We start from the raw sequence: 20250 nt of genomic DNA, 5'->3' as shown, positions 1-20250 counted from the left end.
GGACCGGTCCGTCATCTGCCCTGAGCCGCAGTCATCAGGAGTCCCCTTCTCATGCCGTACCCCACCGCCGCTCTGGTCACCGACCGCCGACCGTCCCCCGTGCGCGAGGCTCTGCAGCACCGCCTGGAGCACCTCGCCCACACGCACCGGGTACCGGGCGCCCAGCTGGTCGTGGACTTCGGGACGCACGTCCTGAGCCTGCACACCGGCACGGCCGACGCCGCCACGGGCACCCCGTTCACCCCCGACACGGCCGTCCCGCTGGGCTCGGTCACCAAGGCGTACACCGCCGCCGCCGTGATGCTGCTGGCCGACGACGGCGACCTCGCCCTGGACGATCCGGCCGCCTCCTTCCTCCCGGAGTTACGCGCGTTACCGGGGGTGACCGTACGTCACCTGCTCAGTCACACCGCCGGTCTGCCCACCGGGCCCGACTCGGACACCGCCGCCGGCACCACCGCCGCGCGTTACCTTTCCGCGGTCTGCACCGCCGAGGACGCGCTGTTCGAGCCCGGGACCGCGTTCTCCTACTCCAACGCCGGCTACGTCGCCGCCGGACGGCTGCTCGAAGAGGTGACGGGGATGACCTGGCGGGAAGCCGTCCGGGCCCTGCTCCTCGACCCCCTGGGCACCGAGCCCTGCTTCCTCGGCGACGCCCGCGCCGACCGCCCGGCCGCCGCCGGACACGCCGTCAACACCGCCTCGGGCCGGATACGTACGGCACACCAGAACCTGGCACCGCTGGAGGCGCCCGCCGGCGCCGTCCAGGCGAGCGCCCTCGACCTGGCCGCCCTGGGCAAGGCGCTCGTCGGGCGCTCCGATGTGCTGCCGCACTCCGCCGCCGCGCAGATGCGCCGCCAGGAACCCGCCGCCGACCCCGGCGTCCTGGCGAGCGGCTGGGGCCTCGGCCCGGCGCTCTTCCAGCGGGACGGCCGCCGCTGGTGCGGGCACGACGGGAACGCCCAGGGCACCTCGTGCCATCTGCGGGCCGAGCCCGAGAGCGGCGTCGTCGTCGCCTTCGCCGGCAACGCCAAGGGCGCCACCGCCATGTGGCAGGACCTGACCGTCGACCTCGCCCGGCTCACCGGGATGCGGGTTCCCACCGCCCCGGCCCGCCCGCGCCACGACCGTCCCGTACCGCTGCCGGAGTGCGCGGGCACCTATCGCAACGGCGGCACCGAGTACCGGATCGACGTCGGAAGCGACGGCATGCCGACCCTCTCCGTGGACGGCGACTGCCCGATCCCGCTGGCCTGCTATCCGGACCTGGCGTGCGACCTGATCGATCCGGCGACCGGCCGGCGCGAGCCCGGCGGGCGGTTCCACCGCGACCCCGCCACGGGCGCGATCGAGCGCGTGCAGATCTCCGGGCGCACGGCCCGCCGCACCGGCACCCCCTGACCCCGGGCCGCCGTCACCGTCACCGCCGCACGCGCGGACAGCCACCCCCCACCGCTCAGTGGGTCCTCCAGCTGTCTCTCCGGGCTGTCCGCGTCCGCGCGTCCCCGTTCGTTCTCCGCCCATAAGGACTGACTCCCCATGACGGACCCGCACGACATGGCCACGCCCGCGCCCCGCATACCGCGGACCGACGAGACGGCCGCCCAGGCCGGCGGCGACGCGGCCCGGCCCCTGCCGCTCGGTGAGCTGTTCGCCGCGCAGGCCGCCCGCACCCCGTCGGCGCCCGCGCTGACCGACGGGCCGCGGACCTGGTCGTACCGCGAACTGGCTGCGAGGGCAGACCTGTTGGCGGACCACCTCCGGGGGCTCGGAGCGGGTCCCGACCGGTCGGTCGCGCTCGTACTGCCCCGCTCCATGGAACTGGTCGCGGCGGAGCTGGCCGTGGCGCGGGCGGGCGCCGCCTTCCTGCCGGTCGACCCCGACTACCCGGCCGAACGGCGTGCCCTCATGCTGGCCGACGCCCGGCCCGCCGTGATCCTCGACGACCTGGACCGGATCCGCGACGTCATGGCCGGCACACCGGGCCTCTCGGCGTCGCAACTCCCCGATGCGGACGCCGATCACGCCGCCTACGTGATCTACACGTCCGGTTCCAGCGGGACGCCCAAGGGTGTGACGGTCACCCACCGGGGCATCGCGGGCTTCGCCGCCGCAGCGGCGGAGCGGTACGCCGTGGGTCCGGGCGACCGGGTCCTGCAGTTCTCCTCGCCGAGCTTCGACGCCTCCGTCCTGGAGCTGTTCATCTCGCTCCTGACCGGCGCCACCCTCGTCGTGCCGCCGCACGGGCCGTGGCTGGGCGACGAACTCGCCTCCGTCCTGGACGAGCACCGCATCACCCACGCCCTGATCCCGCCCGCCGCGCTCGCCACCCTGCCCGACCCGGCGGCGGACGGCGCGGGACGGAGTCTGCGCACGCTGATCGTGGGCGCCGAGGCCTGCCCGGCGGCCCTGGTCGACCGCTGGGCCCCGGGGCGGCGCATGATCAACTCGTACGGGCCGACCGAGGCGACCATCGTCACCTCGTGGACCGGCGCGCTCCGTGCCGGCGACGGCACCCCCACCATCGGCGCCCCGCTGCCGGGCCTGCGGGCGTACGTGCTGGACGAGACCATGCGGCCCGTGCCGCCCGGCGCCGACGGCGAACTCTTCGTCGGCGGCGACGCGTTGGCCCGCGGCTACCTCGGCCGCCCGGGCCTGACCGCCGCGCGCTTCGTCGCCGACCCCTTCGGGCCGCCCGGCTCCCGGCTCTACCGCACCGGCGACCGCACCCGCTGGACCGCCGGCGGCGAGCTGGAGTTCCTCGGCCGCCTCGACCGGCAGGTGAAGGTACGCGGCTTCCGCATCGAACCGGGGGAGATCGAGGCGGCCCTCGCCCGCGAGAGCCTGGTCCGGGACGCCGTCGTAGTGGTGCGCGAGGACGAGCCGGGGCGGCGACGGCTCGTCGGCTACGTCACCCCCGCCGACCCCCGCGAGGCCCCGCAGCCGGCCGGACTGCGCGCGGCGCTCGCGGCCACCCTGCCCGCCCACATGGTCCCCTCCGCCGTCGTCGTCCTGGACGAACTGCCGCTCACCCCGCAGCACAAGATCGACCGGCGTGCCCTGCCCGCCCCCGGCAGCGCGTCCGCCGAGGGCCTCGTCGCGCCGCGCACCCCCGAGGAGCGAGCGCTCGCCGCCGTCTGGGCCGACGTGCTGGGCGTCGACGCCGTCGGCGTGGAGGACGACTTCTTCGACCTGGGCGGCGACTCGATCCTCGCCGCCCGCGTGCTCTCCCGGATCAGGGAGGATCTGGGCGTCCGGCTGTCGGTGCGGGACGTGTTCACCGTCCGCACCGTCGCCGGTCTGGCCCCGCTGCTCGGCGACCCCGCCGCCGCCGCGCCGCCGGACCCGATCCCGCCCGCCCCGCGCGACCGCCCGCTGCCGCTGTCCGGTGCCCAGCGACGCCTGTGGTTCCTGAACGACCTGACCGCCGGCGGCACCGAGTACAACACCGGCGTGGCGCTGCGCCTGCGCGGACCGCTGGACGGCACCGCGCTGCGCCGCGCCCTGGACCGGCTCGCCGCCCGCCACGACTCCTTGCGCACCACCTTCACCACCGTGGACGGGCAGGCCGTGCAGAGAGTGAGCGCCGAAGCCGGGGTGCCGCTGCGCACGGCGGACCTCGGGCACGTTCCGGCGGATGCCCGTGACGAGGCCACCGAACGCCTGCTGACCGAGGAACTGGGCCGCCCCTACGACCTGTCGGCGGGCCCGCTGACCCGCGCCCTGCTCGTCCGCCGCACCGACGACGACCACCTCCTGCTGCTGGCCCAGCACCACATCGTCACCGACGGCTGGTCGGTCGGCGTCCTCACCCGCGACCTGGCCGCGCTCTACCACGCCGAGGTGTCCGCCACCACCGACGAACTGCCCGCGCCCGGCGTGCAGTACCCGGACTTCGCCGCGTGGGAGCGGGGACGGCGCCTCGCGGACGGCGACGCCGAGAGCCTCGCCTACTGGAAGCGGCACCTGGCCGGGATGCAGCAGCTGGAACTGCCCACCGACCGGCCGCGGCCCGCGGTGCGCACCACCGCCGGAGCCGCGCACCGGCACACCCTGCCCGCCGAACTGGTCGCCCGGCTGCGGAACTTGGCGGGAGGCCGCGGCACGACCGTGTTCACCCTGTTCGCCGGTGCGGTGGCCGTCCTGTTCTCCCGGTACTCCGGGCAGCGGGACGTGGCGTTCGGCACCGTCACCAACGGACGCGGCCGCCGGGACCTGGAGGACGTGACCGGCTTCTTCGCCAACACCGTGGTGCTGCGCGGCGAGGTGGACGACGACGCCACCGTGGACCGGTTCGTGGAGAGCGTGCGCGCGACCGTGCTGGACGCCTTCGCCCACGACGGGGTGCCCTTCGACCGGGTGGTGGAGGAACTGGCCCCGCCCCGGGACCCCAGCCGCACGCCCCTCGTACAGGCGCTCGTGGTGCAGCAGACCGCCCCGGCGCACCCGGGACAGGCGGGCGGGCTGCGCGTCGAGGAGCACCCGCTGCCGCGGCCGGCGGCCCGCTTCGACCTGGTCCTGGAGTTCGCGCCGCGCGCCGACGGCGACTTCGAGCTGACCGTCGAGTACAACACCGACCTCTTCGAGGCGCGCACCGTGGCCCGGATGAGCCGGCACCTGCACCGCCTCCTGGAAGGCATGGCGGACGGCCCGCACCGCAGACTGGCCGAACTGCCGCTCCTCTCCGACGAGGAGCGGCGCACCCTCCTCGACACCTGGAACCCGCCGGCACGCGGCGCACAGGACGACGGCGACAGCACGCTGCCCACGCTCTTCGAGGCGCAGGTCGCCGAGACCCCCGACCGGACCGCCGTGGTCTGCGGGCCGGTGCGGCTCGACTACGCCGAGGTCAACCGGCGTGCCAACCGGCTCGCCCGGCTGCTCATCGCCCGCGGCGCCGGCCCGGAGACACTGGTGGCGCTCTGCCTGCCGCGCACCGCCGACCTGCTGCCGGTGCTCTGGGCGGTCCTGAAGTCGGGCGCGGGCTACCTGCCGGTGGACCCGGGCTATCCGGCCGAACGCATCCGCTTCATGCTCGACGACGCCGCCCCCGCCCTCGTCGTGGCCTCCCGGGACACGGCGGCCGTGCTGCCCGAGGCGTACGAGCCGCTGGTCCTGGAGGACTGCGCGGCCGCTGGTACCCCGGGCCCGTCCGACGCGGACGTGACCGACGCCGAGCGGACGCAGCCGCTGGACCCCGACCATCCCGCGTACGTCATCTACACCTCGGGCTCGACCGGCCGCCCCAAGGGAGTCGTGGTCGCGCAGCGCAGCGTGGCCGCCCTCGCCACCTGGGCGGAGCGGGAGTTCGGCAGCCGCGGGCTCGCCCACGTCGTGGCGTCCACCTCGCTCAACTTCGACGTCTCGGTGTTCGAGATGCTGTGCCCGCTGCTGGCCGGCGGCAGCGTGGAGCTGGTCGCCGACCTGCCCGCCCTCGCCGACGCGGCGGGACCGCGGCGCGCCGGACTGGTCAGCGGCGTGCCGTCGGTGGTCTCCCGGATGCTCACCGAGGACGCCGTCGCCGTAGAGGCCGACACCGTCGTACTGGCCGGGGAGGCGCTGCCCGCGCAGACCGTGCGCGACCTGCGGCGCGCCATGCCCGGTGGCGAGGTGGCCAACATCTACGGGCCGACCGAGGCGACCGTCTACGCCACCGCGTGGTTCGCCGGCGACGCCGTGCCGGACCAGGCCCCGCCGATCGGCAGGCCCGTCGCCCGCACCCGCGCCTACGTCCTGGACCGGCTGCTGCGTCCCCAACCCCCCGGCGTGACTGGGGAGTTGTTCCTCGGGGGCGGCGGTCTGGCGCGCGGCTACCTGCGGCGCCCCGGCCTGACCGCAGCCCGGTTCCTCGCCGACCCCTACGGAGCGCCCGGCGACCGGATGTACCGCACCGGCGACCTGGTGCGCTGGACCGCCGACGGTGAACTGGAGTACCTCGGCCGTACCGACCAGCAGGTCAAGGTACGGGGCTTCCGCATCGAACTCGGCGAGGTGGAGGAGGCGTTGCGCACCTGCGAGGGGGTGGCCGAGGCGGCCGCCACCACGCGGGAGAGCGACGGCCACCGGCGCCTGATCGGCTACGTCGTGCCCGCCGCCGGAACGCGCGTGGAACCGGAGGCGGTACGCCGCGCGCTCAGCGCCTTCCTGCCCGACTACATGGTGCCCGCGGCGGTCGTGGTGCTCGGTGCCCTCCCGCTCAACCCCAACGGCAAGCTGGACCGCGCCCGGCTGCCCGACCCGGGCCCCGCCGCGCACACCGCGCGTCACGTCGCGCCCCGCACGCCCACCGAGCGCACCCTGGCCGCGATCTGGGCGGACGTCCTGCACGTCGCACGGGTCGGAGCCGACGACAACTTCTTCGCGCTCGGCGGCGACTCCATCCTCAGCATCCAGGTCGTCGCGCAGGCCAGGCGGGCCGGACTGACGGTGACCTCGCGCGACGTCTACCGCCACCAGACCGTCGCCGCACTGGCCCGGTGCGCGGACGACGCCGGGGTCCGGGCGCCCGCCGCACCCGCCCCCGTCGACGCCACCGGCGCCGCGCCGCTGACACCCATCCAGCACTGGCTCTTCGAGAGCGCGGGCGAACGGGCGGGCCGCTTCGCGCAGACGCTGTCAGTGGAACTCCCCGCCGCCGTCGACACGGCGGCGCTGGAGGACGCCCTGAACGACCTGGTCGCCCACCACGACGCGCTGCGCTCCCGCTTCCGCACCGACCCCGGCGAGACGGGCGTCCGCTGGCACATCGACGAGAAGACCCCCCGGCTGGGCCTGGCGCACCACACCGGCCCCGACACCGACACCCCGCACCTGGGCCCCTTCGACCTGGCCAACGGCCCCCTGCTGCGTGCCGTGCTGCACGAGCGGGGCGCCGGCCGGCCCCGGGTCCTGCATCTGGCCGTCCACCACCTGGTCGTCGACGGGATCTCCTGGCGCGTGCTGCTGGAGGACCTCGACCGGGCCTACCGCGCCCGGCGCGAGGGCCGCGACGGCGCGGCGGAACTCCCCGAGAAGTCCTCGGCGCTGCGGCACTGGTCCCGGCGCCTGGCCGCGCTCGCCGCCGACGGCGGCTTCGACGACGAGAAGGCGTACTGGGCCCGGCCGGTCACGGACGACGAGACAGCCCTGCCCACGGACATGGAGGGCGCCGGCACCTACGCCACGGCGCGCTCGGTGAGCGTGCGCCTCACGCCCGAGGACACCGCAGTCCTGCTGCGCACCCTCCCGGAGACCTACCGCACCCAGGCCAACGACGTGCTGCTGAGCGCCCTGGGCCGCACCCTGTGCGCGTGGACCGGGCGCGACCGGGTGGTCGTGGACGTGGAGGGGCACGGCCGCGAGGAACTGTTCGCCGACGTCGACACCAGCCGTACCGTCGGCTGGTTCACCACCCGCCACCCCGTCGCGCTGACCGTGCCCCGGGACGCGGACTGGGACACCGTGCTCAAGGGCGTGAAGGAAGAGCTCCGCGCGGTCCCGCGGCACGGCATCGGCCACGGCGTCCTGCGGCACCTGGCCGCGCCCGGTTCGCTGCCCACGGCACCCGCGGCGCAGATCAGCTTCAACTACCTGGGCAGGTTCGGGCTGCCCGACGGGCCGCCGGACGGCCTCTACCAGGCACCGTTCCGCCCCCTGGAACTGGACGCCGACCCGCTGGCCGCCCGCCCGCACCCGTTGGAGGTCGTGGGACAACTGGACCGCGACGCGTTGGAGTTCACCTGGTTCTACTCCGAGGAGCTGCACCGGGAGAAGACGGTCGCGGACCTCGCCGCGCGTTTCGCCGACGCGCTGGCGGGCCTCGCCCGGCACGCCGCCCGGCCCGGCACCGGCGGACGCACCCCCTCGGACTTCCCGCTGGCACGGCTCGACCAGCACGCCGTGGACCGCGTCGTCGGGGACGACCCCGGCGCCGTGGAGGACGTCCACCCGCTCACCCCGACGCAGGCCGGCATGCTCTTCCACGGCCTCTCCCAGGACGAGCGCGGCGCCTACTTCCAGCAGCTGACCTTCGTCCTCGACGGGACACCCGACCCCGACGCGCTCGCGGCGGCCTGGCAGCGGGTCGGGGACCGCACCCCCGTGCTGCGCGCCCACGTCGTGTGGCAGGACGTGCCCGAACCGCTGCTGGTGGTCCGGCGCCACGCGACGGTGCCGGTCACGCACGAGGACTGGCGAGAGGTCCCGGCATCCGAACGCGATTCCAGGCTGCGGGAGTTGCTCGACCGCGACCGTGAACGCGGCATCGACCTCGGGCGGGCCCCGCTCCAGCGCCTGGTGCTCGTCCGCCTCACCGACGACAGCGTGCGGGTGGTGTGGTCCTTCCACCACCTGATCCTGGACGGCTGGAGCCTGTTCCAGGTCCTGTCGGACGTCTTCGCCTGCCACGCGCTGCCCGCCGGGGACACCGGCACGGCCGCCGACGCCGCCCTGCCCGAACGCCGGCCGTTCCGCGACTACGTGGCCTGGCTGGCCGAACAGGACCCCGTCGAGGCCGAACGGCACTGGCGGACCCGCCTGTCCGGCCTGGCCGAGGCCACCGCGCTGCCGTACGACCGCGAACCACGCGAGAGCCACCGCGCGGAGTCCACGCGGGCGGTCCACGTGCACGTCCCCGCGGCCACCAGCCGCGCCCTGGAGGACCTGGCCAGGACGGCGGGCCTGACCCTCAACACCCTGGTGCAGGGCGCCTGGGCGCTGCTGCTGAGCCGGCAGGCGGGCCGCGACGAGGTGGTCTTCGGCACGACCGTCTCCGGGCGGCCCCCGGAGCTGCCCGGCGCCGAGGCCATGACCGGCCTGTTCATCACGACGCTGCCCACCCGCGTCACGGCACCGCGCGAGGAGACCCTCCTGGCCTGGCTGAGCCGCCTCCAGCAGGACCAGAGCGAGGACCGGCGCTTCGACCACATGCCGCTCACCCGCCTGCGGGGGTTCACCGAACTCCCGGAACGGGTCGCCCTGTTCGACAGCATCGTGGTCTTCGAGAACTACCCGGTCGACGACGGCCTGGCCGCCGCGCACGGCCTGCGGCTGAGCGACCTGCACGGCATCGAGACCACCAACTACCCGCTGAGCCTCGTGGCCTACCCCGGCGCGGAACTCGGCCTGCGCCTCGGCTACGACCCGGAGCTGTTCGACACCGGCACCGTGGAACGGCTGGCAGAGTACCTCACCGTCCTGCTCCAGGGCATGGCCGAGGGACCCCAACGGCCCGCCGCCCGCCTGCCGTTGCTCACGCCCGAGCGCCGCGAACAGGTCGTCCACGCGTGGAACGACACGGCCACCGGGGCACCGGACGCCACGGTCGCGGACCTGTTCGTCGCGCAGGTGCGCCGCACGCCCGACGCCGTCGCCCTGGAGGCCGGCGCCGAGCACCTCACGTACCGGGAACTGGACGAGCGGGCCGGCGCGTTGGCCGCCCGCCTGACCGCCCTCGGCGTGCGCGCCGAGGTCCCGGTGGGCGTCCTGATGGACCGCTCGGTCACCCTGGTCCTCGCCCAGCTCGCCCTCGCCCGCACCGGAGGTGTGTACGTCCCGCTGGACGGCCGGGCGCCCGCGGAGCGACTGCGCGGGATGCTCACGGAGGCGGGCGCCCGCCTGCTGCTCACCGACGCGGCCTGGGAGGACACGGCCCGGACCGTGCACACCGGGGGAGACGTCGTACGCCTGGACGCGGCCGGGCGGCCCGGGGGAGACGCCGCACCCGCGGACGGACCCGGTCACGCCGACGGCGACGCGCCCGGGGCCGCACCCGCTTCCGGCGCCGAAGTGCACCCGGACAACGTCCAGTACGTGATGTTCACCTCCGGCTCCACCGGCGTGCCGAAGGGGGTCGCGGTGCGTCAGCGGGACGTCGCCGCGCTGGCCCTGGACCGCGCCTTCGCCGGGCACGACCGCGTGCTCGTGCACTCCCCGCACGCCTTCGACGCGTCCACCTACGAGCTGTGGGTCCCGCTGCTGCGCGGCGGGACCGCCGTCCTGGCACCGCCCGCGGACCTGGACGCCGCCGTCGTACGCCGGGCGATCACCGAGCAGGACGTGCGGTGCCTGTGGCTCACCGCCGGCCTGTTCCGCCTCCTCGCGCAGGAGGACCCCACGTGCCTGCGCGGCGCGCGCGAGGTGTGGACCGGCGGCGAGGCCGTACCCGGCGCGGTGGTGCGCCGTGTCCTGGACGCCTGCCCCGGCCTGACCGTCGTCGACGGCTACGGACCCACCGAGACCACCACCTTCGCCACCCGCCGCGTCTTCCGCGTCGGCGACCCGATGCCCCCGGTGCTGCCCATCGGTCGCCCCCTGGACAACACCCGCGTCTACGTCCTCGACGACGCGCTCCAGCCGCAACCGCCCGGCATCCCGGGCGAGTTGTACATCGCCGGCGCCGGAGTGGCCCGCGGTTACGCGGGGCGGCCCGGCGCGACCGCCGCAAGCTATCCCGCGGACCCGTTCGGGCCGCCCGGCAGCCGCATGTACCGCACCGGCGACATCGTGCGGTGGAGCGCCGACGGCGAACTGCACTTCGTGGGGCGCGCGGACGACCAGATCAAGATCCGCGGCTTCCGTGTCGAGCCCGCCGAGATCGAGGCCCGCCTCACCGCCCACCCGGGCGTCGCCGAGGCGGTCGTCTCGGTGTACGAGGAGGCCGGGCGCAAACGGCTGGCCGCCCACCTCGTACCCGCCCCGTCGGCGGCCGTGCCGACGGCCACCGAACTGCGCGCCCACCTCTCCGCCGGGCTGCCCGACTACATGCTGCCCGCCGCCTTCGTCACCGTGGCGGAGCTGCCCCTGACGGCCAACGGCAAGGTCGACCGGCGGCGGCTGCCCGCACCCGACTGGTCGGCGGCCGGCGACGCCGCCTACCGCGCGCCGCGCACCGAGGCCGAGCGGATCCTCGCCGAGATCTGGGCCGACCTGCTCGGAGTCGAACGCGTCGGCGCCGACGACAACTTCTTCATGCTGGGCGGCGATTCGATCCTCAGCATCCAGGTCGTCTCCCGCGCCCGCGCCGCGGGCCTCGCGCTGACCCCCCGCGACCTGTTCCGGCACCCCACCGTCGCCGCGCTCGCCGCGGCCACCGGCACCGCGGCGCCCGTCGCCGGGACCGGCCCGGTGAGCGGGGAGGTCGCGCTCACGCCCGTCCAGCACTGGTTCCTCGACGCGACGCCGCACCGCCCGGAGTTCTTCGACCAGTCCGTCGTGATCGAGACGGCCGACGTCGACCCGGACGCGCTGCGCCGCGCGCTGACCGCCCTGTGGACCCACCACGACGCCCTGCGCTCCCGTTTCGCCCGCGGTGACGACGGGTCCTGGGACCAGACCTGCGTCCCGCCGGACGCCGAGGTGCCGGAGCTGCTGCGGGTCTGCGACCTCGGCGGTCCGGGCGCGGCGGCGGCCCGGGAGACCGAGCAGCGCGTCACGGCCGAGGCGCACGCCGGCTTCCGCCTGGACACCGGTCCGCTCCTCACCGCGCGCCTGTTCACCGGCGTACAGGGCACCGGGTCGCGCACGGACGCGGACGCGGACACGGGTACGGACACCGGTACCCGCACCGGCCGGCTCCTGCTCGTCGCGCACCACCTGATCGTGGACGGGGTCTCCTGGCGCGTCCTCCTGGAGGACCTGGAGACCGCCTACCGGCAGGCGCGCGCCGGGGAGCCGGTGCGCCTTCCGTCCCGCACCACGTCCGTACGGGAGTGGACGCGGCGGTTGCGCGCGCACACCGAGGCGGGCGGCTTCGCGGCGCAGCGGGCCCACTGGGAGGCGGTGGCGCGGCACTGCGCGGCCCCGCTCCCGGTGGACGCCGAGGGCGGCAACACGATGGCCGACGTGCGTTCGGTGACCGTGCGGCTCGACCGGCGGCGCACCGACGACCTGCTGCGGAAGGTGCCCGGCGTCTACCGCACCCGCATCGACGACGTCCTGCTGACCGCGCTCGCCCGCGTGCTGGCCGGATGGACCGGACGGAGCACCGTCGCCGTCGAGCTGGAGGGCCACGGCCGCGAGGACCAGCTCTTCGACGACGTCGACCTGTCCCGGACGGTCGGCTGGTTCACCACGCTCTTCCCGGTCGCCCTCGACGTGCCGGACGGGGACTGGGGCACCGCCCTCAAATCCGTCAAGGAACAGCTGCGGGCCGTGCCGGAACGCGGCCTCGGCCACGGCGCCCTGCGGTGGATCGAGCGGGACGCGGCACTCGCCGCGGGACCGATGCCCGGCGTCAGCTTCAACTACCTCGGCCGGTTCGACTGGTCCGCCGACGAGGGCGTACTCGTGCGCTCCGTGCCCGGCGGCCTGGACGGCGCCGAGGCCCCCGAGCAGGTCCGGCCGCACCTGCTCGACGTGATCGCCCGGGTCGAGGACGACCGGCTGGAGGTGACCTGGCACTACAGCGCCGCGGTGCACCACCGGGACACGGTGGAGGGACTCGCGGAGGGCATGCTGCGGGCGCTCGGCGACCTGGTCGCGCACTGCTCCGGCCCCGGCGCGGGCGGACGCACGCCCTCGGACTTCCCGCTGGCCGACGTGGACCAGGCCGCCGTGGACCGGGTCGTCGGCGACGGCCGCACCGTCGCCGACCTCTGCCCGCTGACGCCGATGCAGGCGGGCATGCTGTTCCACAGCCTCCTGGACGCGGACGCCCGGACCTACGTCAACCAGGTGCAGCTGACGCTCTCCGGCGTCCGCGACGCGCACGCCTTCGCCGAGGCGTGGCAGCGGACGGCCGACGCCAACCCGATGCTGCGCACCCGGCTGGTGTGGCAGGAGACGGCCGTACCGCTCCAGGTCGTGCAGCACCGCGCCGAGGTGCCCGTCACCCACCACGACTGGTCCGGATGGCCGGCCGAGCGGTGCGAACGCGAACTCGACCGGATGCTGGAGGAGGACCGGCAGGCCGGCGTCGACCTGGCCGCCGCGCCCCTGATGCGGCTCGTGCTGATCCGGCTCTCGCCCGACCGGGTGCGGATGGTGTGGACCTTCCACCACATCCTGCTCGACGGCTGGAGCGCCGCCCAGGTGTTCGACGAGGTGTGCGAGCGGTACGCGGCACTGGCGACCGGCCGCCGCCCGGAGGTCCCGGACCGCGCGCCGTTCGCCGACTACCTGGGCTGGCTGGCCCGGCAGGACACCGGACGCGCGGAGGTGTACTGGCGCGAGGCGCTGGCCGGCTTCACCGTCCCCACCGAGCTGCCGCGCGACCGGCGGCCCACCGGGGCCCACGCGGCCTCGTCCTCGGGGTCGGTGCGGGTGACGCTCGACGCGGAGGTGTCGGCACGGCTGCGGGAGACCGCGCAGCGCGCCGGGCTCACCGTCAACACCGTGCTCCAGGGCGCCTGGGCGCTGCTGCTGTCCCGCTACGGCGGAGGCGACGACGTGGTGTTCGGGACGACCGTGTCCGGCCGCCCGGCCGAGCTGCCCGGCGTGACCTCCATGGTCGGCGTGTTCATCAACACGCTGCCCACCCGGGCGCGCGTCGACGGACGGCGGCCGCTACTGGAGTGGCTGCGCGAACTCCAGGCCGCCCAGTCGGAGTCCCGGCGCCACGACTTCGTCTCGCTCGCCCAGCTCCAGACCTGGAGCGAGGTGCCCGGTGGGACCACGCTGTTCGACAGCATCGTCGTCTTCGAGAACTACCCCTTCGACGGCGACGCCCTGGCCCGGCACGGGCTGGCCATGGAGCAGGAACGCGACCTGGAGCCGACCAACTACCCGCTCAGCGTGGTGGTCGCCCCCGGTGACACCCTCGCCGTGGCCCTCGACTACGACCCCGAGGCATTCGACCCCGCGTCGGTGGAGGGGCTCGGCGCGAGCCTGCGCACCCTTCTGACGGAGATGGCCACCGACCCCGGCCGCCGCCTCGCCGACCTGCCGCTGATCGCGCCCGAGCAGGGCCGCCGGCTCGTCGAGCGCCTGGGCGGACCGCTCGTGCGGGCGCCGCGGCGGACCCTGCCCGAGGTGTTCCAGGAGCAGGCGGCGCGCACTCCCGACGCCCCGGCCGTGCTGGCGGGCGCCGAGTGCCTCAGCTACCGGCAGCTCAACGAACGCGCCAACCGGCTGGCCCGGCGGCTCATCGAGGCGGGCGCGGGCCCCGAGCGGTTCGTCGCGCTGGCCCTGCCGCGCACCGCCGACCTGATGGTGGCCCTCCTCGCGGTGCTCAAGAGCGGCGCGGCCTACCTGCCCGTCGATCCGGGATATCCGGCCGAGCGCATCGCCTTCCTCTTCGACGACGTACGCCCCGACGCGGTGGTCACCGGCGCCGAGACATCGGGACGGCTGCCCGACGGCCCGTTCACGCGGATCTCTGTCGACGATCCCGCGAGCGGCGCGCCCACGGCCGCCGGGTCCGCCGCCGACGTCCGCGACGACGAACGGCGCACGCCCCTGCTGCCCGGCCACCCCGCGTACGTCATCCACACCTCGGGCTCGACGGGCCGCCCCAAGGGGGTCGTCGTCGCCCACGAGTCTGTGGTGGCGCTGACCGACTGGGCCGCCGCGGAGTTCACCGGCCGCGGGCTCTCCCACGTCGTGGCCTCGACCTCGCTCAACTTCGACGTGTCCGTGTTCGAGATCCTCTCCCCGCTGCTCGCCGGCGGCTGCGTCGAGGTCGTCCGCGACCTGCTGGCGCTCGCCGAGCGCGACCGGCCGTGGACCGCGGGACTGCTCAGCGCCGTCCCCTCCGCCCTCGGCCGGCTGCTGGCGGAGGACACCGTCGACGTCACGGCCGACACGGTCGTGCTCGCCGGCGAGGCCCTGCCCGTCCACACCGTCCAGCAGGTGCGGACGGCGGTGCCCGGCTGCCGGGTGATGAACATCTACGGCCCCACCGAGGCCACCGTCTACGCCACGGCCTGGACCTGCGACCCGGCGGAACCCGACCGGGTCCCGGCGATCGGCAGGCCCGTCGGCGGCGCCCGCGCCTACGTCCTGGACTCGCACCTGCGCCCGGTGCCGGCCGGAGCCCCCGGCGAGCTGTACCTCGCCGGGACGGGGGTGGCCCGCGGCTACCTGGGGCGGCCCGGACTGACCGCGTCCCGCTTCCTCGCAGACCCGTACGGCCCGCCCGGCGGCCGCATGTACCGCACCGGGGACCTGGTCCGCTGGACCGCGCGCGGTGACCTCGTGTACCTCGGCCGCACGGACGACCAGGTGAAGGTGCGCGGCTTCCGCATCGAACTCGGCGAGGTGGAGGCGGCGCTGGCCCGGCACCCGCTGGTGTCCGCGGCCGCCGCGAAGGTCGTGGAGCACGACGGCCACCGGCGCCTGGTGGGCTACGCCGTCCCGGCCGGCGCCGAGGTCCCCGAACCGGCCGCGCTGCGCGACTTCCTCGCCCGCACGCTCCCCGACCACCTGGTCCCGGCGGCCGTGGTGCCACTGGGCGAGCTGCCGCTCGGGGCCACCGGCAAGCTGGACCGCAGGGCGCTGCCCGACCCCGTGTGGGCCGCGCCCGCCTCCGTCGACGCCCGCCCGCCGAGCACCGCCACCGAGAAGACGCTCGCTGCGATCTGGTCCGAGGTGCTCGGCGTGCCCGAAGTGAGCGCGCGGGACAACTACTTCGCGCTCGGCGGCGACTCCATCCTCGGCATCCAGATCGTCTCCGCCGCCCGCCGGGCCGGACTCGCGCTGACCCCGCGGCACCTGTTCCTCCACCAGACCGTCGCCGAACTGGCCGCGGCCGCCGAGGAGATGCCCGCCGGCGCCGCCACCGCCGAGCAGGGACCCGTCGTGGGCGAGGCGCCACTGACCCCGGTGCAGCACTGGCTGCTCGACACCCTCACCGGCGATCCGGCGCACTTCTCGCAGACGGTCTCCTTCCACCTCGCCGACGACCCCGACGAGACGGTGCTGCGGGACGCCCTGACCGCCGTCCTCGACCACCACGACGCGCTGCGACTGCGGTTCGAGCGGTCCGGCGACGGGCGCTGGCGCCAGTACGGCACGGCGCCCGGCACCCCCGCGTGGCTGGAGACACACGAACTGCCCGACGGCGCCGACCCCGACGCGGCGCTGCGCGAGCACGCCCGGCGGCTGGGCGGCGGGTTCGACCTGGCGGCCGGTCCGCTGCTGCGGGGCGCGCTGTGCCGCCCCGCCGACGGCCGGCGGCCGGTCCTGCTGCTGAGCGCCCACCACCTCGTGGTGGACGCTGTCTCGTGGCGGGTGATCCTGGAGGACCTGGAGAACGCGTACCGGGCCCTGTCGGCCGGTGACCGGCCCCGGCTCGGCCCGAAGACCACCTCCTACCGCGCGTGGGCGACGCGGCTCGCCGCGCACACCGCGGCCGGCGGCTTCGACGACGAACTCGTCCACTGGCAGGCGCTGGAGGCCGATCCTGACCTGCCGGCCGACCTGTCCGGGGCGAACACCGTCGCCTGCGAGGAGACCGTGACGGCCGGGCTGGACGACGAGGAGACCCGGCGCCTGCTCCAGGACGTGCCCGAGGTCTACCGCACCCGGGTGGACGAGGTGCTGCTGTGCGCTCTGGGCCGGGTCCTGACCCGCTGGACGGGCCGCGACCGGGTGACGGTGGCGCTGGAGGGCCACGGCCGGGAGGACGTGCTCGACGACGTCGACCTCGCCCGCACCGTCGGCTGGTTCACCACCATGTTCCCCGTCGCCCTCGACGTCCCCCGGGACGCCGACACCGGCACCGCGCTCAAGGTCGTCAAGGAGGGACTGCGGTCGCTGCCCCGCCGCGGACTGGGCTACGGAGCCCTGCGCCACCTCCACCCCACGGCCGGCGACCGACTGCCCGGACTGCCGCAGGTCGGCTTCAACTACCTCGGCCGCCAGGACCGCACCACCTCCCCGGGAGGCCTGCTGCACGCCCCCTACGGCGGACTGGAGGGCGGCATGGACGCCTCCGCGCGACGGCCCCACCTCCTCGACGTACTGGGCCAAGTCACCGACGGTAAAATGGAGTTCACCTGGTCGTACTCGCGCGAGGTGCACCGGCGCGACACCGTCGCCCGGCTCGCCGCCGAGCTGACCGGCGAACTGCGCGCCATCGTGCGGCACTGCGCCCGGCCCGACGCCGGCGGCCGCACCCCGGCCGACTTCCCGCTGGCCCCGCTCGATCAGGCGGGCGTCGACCGCCTGGTGGGCACCGGCCGCGACATCGTCGACGTCTACCCGCTCACGCCCACCCAGACCGGCATGGTCGTCCACGCCATGGACGAACCCGGCGAGGGGCTGTACGTCGAGCAGATCACGTTCGTGGTGGACGGCGTCCGCGACGTCCGTGCCCTGGCGGCCGCCTGGCAGCACGTCGTGGACCGCACCCCGGTGCTGCGCAGCGCCGTGGTCCTCGACGGGGTGCCCGTACCGCTGCAGACCGTGCACCGCGACGTCACCCTGCCGGTCACCGAGCACGACTGGAGCCACTGGCCGCCCGCCCGGCGCGAGGCGGAACTGGAGCGGCTGCTGGCCGAGGACAAGGCGCGCGGCCTCGCCCTGGACTGCGTTCCGCTGCTGCGCGTCGCGCTCATCCGGCTCGGCCCCGACGAGGTGCGCGTGGTGTGGACCTTCCACCACGTGCTGCTGGACGGGTGGAGCGTCTTCCACGTGCTGTCCGACGTCATGGCCTGCCACGCCGCCCTCGCCCGGGGCGAGGAGCCGCGGCTCCCGGAGCGCAGGCCGTTCGCGGACTACGCCGCCTGGCTCGCCGCCCGCGACGCGGCCGAGGCCGAGAACCACTGGCGCAAGGCCCTCGCGGACCTCACCGCTCCCACCCCCCTGCCCTACGACCGGCGGCCCGCGCGCGGCGCGGCGGCCCGTTCCGGCACCTGGCTGTCGCAGCGGCTCGAACCCGACGGCACGCGGCGGCTGCTGGACGTCGCCCGCCGCCACCGCCTCACCCTCAACACCCTGGTGCAGGGCGCCTGGGCACTCCTGCTGTCGCGGTGGAGCGGGGAACGCGAGGTGTGCTTCGGCACCACCGTCTCCGGGCGGCCCGCCGACCTGCCCGGCGCCGACACGATCACCGGGCTGTTCATCACCACCCTGCCCGCCCGGGTCACCGTCGACGGCGACGCGCCCTGCGACGCGTGGCTGCGCGAGATGCAGACCGCCCGCGCCGAGGACCGCCGCTTCGACCACACCCCGCTGACCGATCTCCAGGACTTCAGCGGAGTGCCCGGCGGGACCTCGTTGTTCGACAGCCTGCTGGTCTTCGAGAACTACCCGGTGGGCGACGGCACCGCGGGCGCCCACGGAGTGCGGGTACGCGACCTCGACGCGCGCGAGGCCACCAACTACCCGCTCACCGTGGTGATCTCGCCCGGTGACGAGCTGGGCGTCGAACTCGGCTACGACCCGCGGTACTTCGAGGAGAGCACGGCACGCGCCCTCGCCGCCCGGCTGCTCCACACGCTGCGCGCCCTGGCCGAGTCCGCGGACACCGCCCGCCTCGACGACGTCGACGTACTGCCGCCCGAGGAACGGGCACGGCTGCTCGACCCGCCCGCGCGCCCGCAGTCGCCGCCGGCGACCCCGGCCACGCTGCCGGACCTCGTCGAGGCCGGCGTGGACCGCGACCCGGCCGCGCCCGCGCTGAGCGCACCGGGACTGGAGCTGACGTTCGCGGAGGTCGAGGCACGGGCGAACCGCCTGGCGCACCGCCTCGTCGCCCGTGGCGCGGGTCCGGGCGGCATCGTCGCCCTCGTCCTGCCGCGCTCCGCGGAGATGGTCCTCGTCCAGCTCGCGGTCGCCAAGACCGGCGCGGCGTTCCTGCCCGTCGACCCCGGCTACCCCGCCGAACGCGTCGCGCTGATGCTGCGCGACGCCGCACCCGCCCTCACCCTCGACGCCCCGGAGGTCACCGCCCTGCTGGCGGCGCCACCGGACGGCACGCCCGACCACCGGCCCACCGACGCCGACCGCACCCGCCCGCTCGACCTCGACGACCCCGCGTACGTCATCTACACCTCGGGCTCCACCGGCACCCCCAAGGGCGTCGTCGTCACCCACCGGGGCCTGGCCGGCTTCAGCGCCGCCGAGGCCGAGCACTACCAGGTGAGCCCCGGCGACCGCGTCCTGGCCTTCGCCACCCCCAGCTTCGACGCCTCGGTCCTGGAACTGTGCATGTCGCTGCCGAACGGCGCCCGCCTCGTCGTACCGCCCCCGGGTCCGCTGCTCGGCGCCGAGCTCGCCGGCGTCCTGCGCGACGCACGCATCACCCACACCCTGCTGCCCCCGGCCGCGCTGGCCACCCTGCCGCCGGGCACCCCCGGCACGCTGCCCGACCTGCGCACACTCACCGTCGGAGCGGACGCCTGCGGCGCCGAGCTGGTCGCCCGCTGGGCACCCCACCAACGGATGGTCAACTCCTACGGGCCCACCGAGGCCACCGTCGTCGCCACCTGGTCGGCCCCGCTGGAGCCGGACGGCGCCGCGCCCCCCATCGGCCGCGCCCTGCCGTCCACCCGGGCCTACGTCCTGGACGCGCGGCTGCGCCCGGTGCCCGACGGCGTCGCGGGCGAACTGTGGCTCGGCGGCCCGGCCCTGGCCCGCGGCTACCTCAACCGGCCCGGCCTGACCGCGGCCCGGTTCACCGCCGACCCGTTCGGCCCGCCCGGCACCCGGATGTACCGCACCGGGGACCTGGTGCGCCGCGACGCCCGCGGTGAGCTGCACTACCTGGGCCGCACGGACCACCAGCTCAAGCTGCGCGGCCACCGCATCGAGGCGGGCGAGGTCGAACAGACCCTGGCACGCCATCCGGCCGTGCTGGACGCCGTGGTGAGCGTCCGGGAGGACGAACCGGGGCTGCCGCGCCTCGTGGCCCATCTGCTCGCCGCACCCGGCTGCGAGCCGCCCACGCCCGCCGACCTGCGGGCCTCGGCCGCCCGCACCCTCCCCGGGCACATGGTCCCCTCGGCGTACGTGGTGCTGGACCGCTTCCCGCTCACCGAGAACGGCAAGACCGACCGCGCCGCCCTGCCCGCACCCGAGCCGGGCACGGAGGAGACGCCCGGGCGCGTCGCCCTGCGCACCCCCACGGAGGAGGCGCTGGCCGCCATCTGGGAGGAGACCCTGCACACGGCCGTCGGCGCGGAGGACGACTACTTCGCCCTGGGCGGCGACTCCCTGCGCGCCCTGCTCATCGCCTCCCGCGCCAACGACGCCTTCGGGGTGGCCCTCACACCCCGCGACGTGCTGGTCACCCGCACCGTCGCCGGCCTGGCGGACCTGGTGGAGGAACAGGTGCTGAGCGAACTCGAGGACGCCCTGCGCGGCGACAGCGACCACGACGAAGAACGGTGA

At 75.6% G+C, this 20250-nt stretch carries 2 protein-coding genes; both read left to right on the top strand.

Translation table 11 applies throughout. The features are described 5' to 3' along the window. Positions 1-51: 51 nt before the first annotated feature. Positions 52-1401: a serine hydrolase domain-containing protein gene (locus ACFYQQ_RS15160; protein ID WP_356164424.1), complete on the top strand. Its 1350-nt coding sequence runs from the start codon at positions 52-54 to the stop codon at positions 1399-1401. 138 nt (positions 1402-1539) lie between these two features. Then, positions 1540-20250: a non-ribosomal peptide synthase/polyketide synthase gene (locus ACFYQQ_RS15155; RefSeq protein WP_388904735.1), complete on the top strand. Its 18711-nt coding sequence runs from the start codon at positions 1540-1542 to the stop codon at positions 20248-20250.

Source organism: Streptomyces sp. NPDC005496, from assembly GCF_042872045.1.
Taxonomy (GTDB): domain Bacteria; phylum Actinomycetota; class Actinomycetes; order Streptomycetales; family Streptomycetaceae; genus Streptomyces.
Note: the sequence above shows the minus strand (reverse complement) of the source record. Positions and strands in the feature narration are given on the sequence as shown.